Here is a 3,802-nt window from a genome sequence, read left to right as displayed (position 1 = left end):
TCACACATATTTCACACAAACTCACCATAACACCCCCCAAAGTGGATAGGTTTCAATGGGCTAAAAATGGGCAATTCTCTTGCCCATTTGTCGGGTTAGCTACAGCAGCCACTATTGGCGTGCTTAAATAACTTTTGCTCTCGTTCCGTTTGTTCTTGGAATTGCTATAAGGATTGCAAAACGCTCTCGTTCCGTTTGGTGGGCACTCTTGCCCCTTACAAAGCTCTGTAGGACTACCCAAAAAGCAGTCCTACGAGTGCCCAATTACTCCCTTTAGCAACCCATCATCTAGGCTCCAGCTCATCAGGGGAGTAATTGTAAGTGTCATCCCCTAGTCCTGGAAAATTCACCCCCCATTCTCCATCCTTGTAATGGAGAAGAACTCCTTCCAGTTCGTCATCATCAAGCTCCTTAACCCCAACTTTCATCCCCACAGAAAATGTTGGCAAAGTATCGTCACAACCGTCACAGCCTTGCTGTGTGGACATTCCAGCCATCACATCAACCATCACAGTATCGTCACAGGTATCGTCACACTCTGGCTTGAGTAGAGATAATTGCTCAACTGCCCCATGGTCATCCCCCTCTTGTGATGGTTGTGATGGTTCTTGTGATGGTTGTGTGACGATAGGCGTGACGACTGAAACCCTTACCCCGTCTGGGTGTGACGGTTGTGACGATAGAACTGGAGACGAAACTTTCTCAGCTTGTTCAAAGACTTCGCTAGGGGTAGGGATGTCTTTATGCTTCAGTTCTTCCCTTAAATCAACTCCCACCAAGTAAGCCCCATTACGGTCTTTACCCTTCTCAACATCCCAACCCACAAAATCAGAAGCAGTCAGCAACCGTGAGCTGAACTTGTTCATAGCGACAGGCTTTTGCCCAGTATCTGAACAGAACTGGTTATATCCATCATAGATAGCCTTAACTGCCAACCTATAACCAGGGGATGGAATCAGCTCAGTATCTAGGAAGTCAGCCACAGAATTCTCAGCCGTCTCCAGTTCCCATTGCTTAGACTGAAACTCTGGAATCTCATACTCACCCAACCCATTGATAACCTCATCAGCTTTATGGGATGGCATAGATAAAGCACAATAGGTCAGTTGGGAAATCTCCCTCATCATTAGCTTCTCTGCTAAGTGAGAGCGATTAGGAATAGGGGTGTCAAACTCAATCAGGCATAACCTACGCTTAAGCGCACCCGTTTCCCCCCTAAACAGGGGGTCATTGGAAATCATCAGCAACGTCCCATAAAACGGGCTAGACGCTACCGAGCCATAAATCTGGCGATAACTGATGGAATCCCCACCAGTCAATGACTTCAGGTTATCCAGGACTGCATCAGAGACTTTCGCCCCTTCATCTGGCAAGATAACCAACTGGCTAGCAATCCAGTGGGCAATATCGTAGTCATTGCCCAACTTGGCAAGCTTAGACGACTTGGTATTTTCCCCACCAACCAATGCAGTAAGAATCCTTGAAAATGTACCCTTACCAGTTCCTGGTCTACCGATAAGATGGATGAACTTTTGAAGGGTAGAGAACCGCCAAGTCAGAACCCCATGGCAAACTGCCAGAAGCTTAAGTATCTTCCTCTCATCTCCCCCCATGGCATAATGCCAAGCTTCATAAATATGGGGGCAATACTGCTTAAGCGCTTCCAATGGGTCTTTAATGGGTTCTCCAGTAGGTTGCCACCAGTCCCGGTCAATAACGCTGGTGTTGTAGTGGATAGGGTTATGGGGGGTTAGCTCTAAGGTTTCCATGTCTACCACACCATTGGAAAATGCTCTAACTGTTTGTGATTGGGGCATCCATTGCCAGTGACGTAGCTCACGCTCTAAGAGCGCTTGACAATCTTTGACCCAAGCATTTCCCCTAATCTGGTGCTTGACTTTGTGGTAAATGTAATCTCCTACTTTCTCTTGGGGGATAGCTTCCCAGTATTTCCCGTTCCACTCTCTCCAGGTCTTCTGCTCATTGTGGAACCGCCATAGGTTGGGAGTCTCTACAGCTAACTCTTGAGCGAACTGTGCAGGAGTGATATCTTTCCCTGGCTTACGCTCTGTAACTTGTGTACGGTTGTTACAGAACTGTTTTTCCCAAGTGGCTATTGCCATTGCGGTCTTGATGACCTCATCAAAGTTGCCACCGTTGACGATAAAATCATCCATACCTTTACCTTGGTTGATATCCCAGACTGCAATTTTCACATTGCACCCCTTTGAAGTCAACGCTTTAGCCATTTGGCTAATCTCAGCTCTAACCTGGTCTTTATCCCTGAAATCAGCATCTAGAGCCACATAGACGGGTCTCCCCTTCACACATAGAGCGTTAAGCATAGGGATAAGCTCTGGTGACTTGGGCTTATGCCACATGGAGCAACCAGGGATGGATAGGGTAATGTAGCCACTCTGAAGTCCACTACAAGCCTTTTTAGCCCCTTCTGTGATGATGATGGGGAATGATGGGTATTTGGTTAGGAATTGCCCTAGGGAGAGGACTACAGCTTCTTTGTAGTCCCTACGGGTTAACCCATCAAAGAAGCCCTCATGGTTGTCTTCAAGAACAGGGAAGTCTCCTAATGTGCCAGCAGGGAAAAAAGCATCATAAACCCCATGGTCATTCCCCTGTTTCCCTTTGGTCTTGTACTTGGCTCCATCCTCACCAGGAGTTCTTAGCCGTATCTGCCAAGAGTCACGGTTAGGCTTACCGTCAAGGTCTACACCCTGAACGGTGAACCCTTCATTACAGGGTTGGAATTGTTCTCTTAATAGAGAATTATCTATACCAGAGCTATCTAGTTGTTGCTCTAACCAATCATTTTGGGTTACAATATGAGAAGCGTTCTCACATGAAGTATTGTTAAGAAGTTCAAGGGAGTCTTGCTTCTTTTGGGCCGGATTATTCATACTGTTTTTACAAATTGGTTTTTTGCTAACGACTTAGGAGAGTAATCCTAAGTCGTTATTTTTTTTCCGTCTCTATACTATCCTAATTCCCAGATTCAAGGGGGGAAGAGAAATAAAGTCATAAACCCCCTATAATGGGGTGTTCACCCTATTGCAAGAGGTCTAAAGCTTCCTTAATCCTCTTCTTGATTGCACCCCCCTTATTAGCCGGGTATTGTTTGGAGTCTAAGCAGTCTTCCAAAATGGAGATGACTTCCTTAAGACTCCCGTCCTGTTGGGGTTCACAGATGCCCTTGTCCAATTGGTGAGCAAATTCCAGGATTTGGGGGATAAGTGCTTCAGGTAACCGGATAGGTTTAGTCTGTGAATGCTTCCAAGGGCTTGTGTTTGGTCTCAATCCCTTGCCATGGGGGTTGGGTAGTCGGTATCTTTTCATGGTGAGTTTATTCCTGTTATAACTACTGTACAGAGCTGAAAAATAGGGGTAGCTCTCTCCCGTCCATAGCGGTTCCTACGAGAGCTATTTACCCCTATTCTTTCTGGCAAATAAACAGCGTAAATCTCCCTTCTCCAGGGAGTGTCCAAAAATAGAAAGTCAGCCTATTACTAAGGTCATCCCAATTGTCTTGGGAGAGTAGACGATAGGCTTCTTTTTTAGTCATTTTGACTAACTCATTCTTGAACAGAATAGACTCCATGTAGACCCGTCTAGAGTCCTTTACACAGCGTTTAATCCTTGCCCGGTTGGGAGAGGCGACCTCTCCACCACAGGGGTCAAAGGGACTAGGCTCGTCTTCCTTGACCCAAGAGAGCTTAATAAGAGGATGAGTATCCATAGGCAATATCCAGTTTTCAAGGTACATAGATAGGGGAACCAATCCCCTATA

At 46.1% G+C, this 3,802-nt stretch carries 2 protein-coding genes; both read right to left on the bottom strand.

Going from position 1 to position 3,802, the window contains the following annotated elements; genetic code table 11:
* Positions 1-284 precede the first annotated feature (284 nt).
* A complete protein-coding gene (locus PMG71_RS17930) occupies positions 285-2,915 on the bottom strand; it encodes a DUF3854 domain-containing protein (protein WP_283755085.1) in 2,631 nt (876 codons plus the stop codon).
* A 530-nt stretch (positions 2,916-3,445) separates the two neighbouring features.
* Entirely contained in the window at positions 3,446-3,751 is a 306-nt protein-coding gene (locus PMG71_RS17925; protein WP_283755084.1) for a hypothetical protein, read from the bottom strand.
* Positions 3,752-3,802: the final 51 nt, after the last annotated feature.

It is taken from the genome of Roseofilum acuticapitatum BLCC-M154 (assembly GCF_030068475.1).
Lineage (GTDB): Bacteria > Cyanobacteriota > Cyanobacteriia > Cyanobacteriales > Desertifilaceae > Roseofilum > Roseofilum acuticapitatum.
The sequence above is the reverse complement of the archived record's forward strand: the minus strand, read 5'-3'. Positions and strand labels throughout refer to the sequence as shown.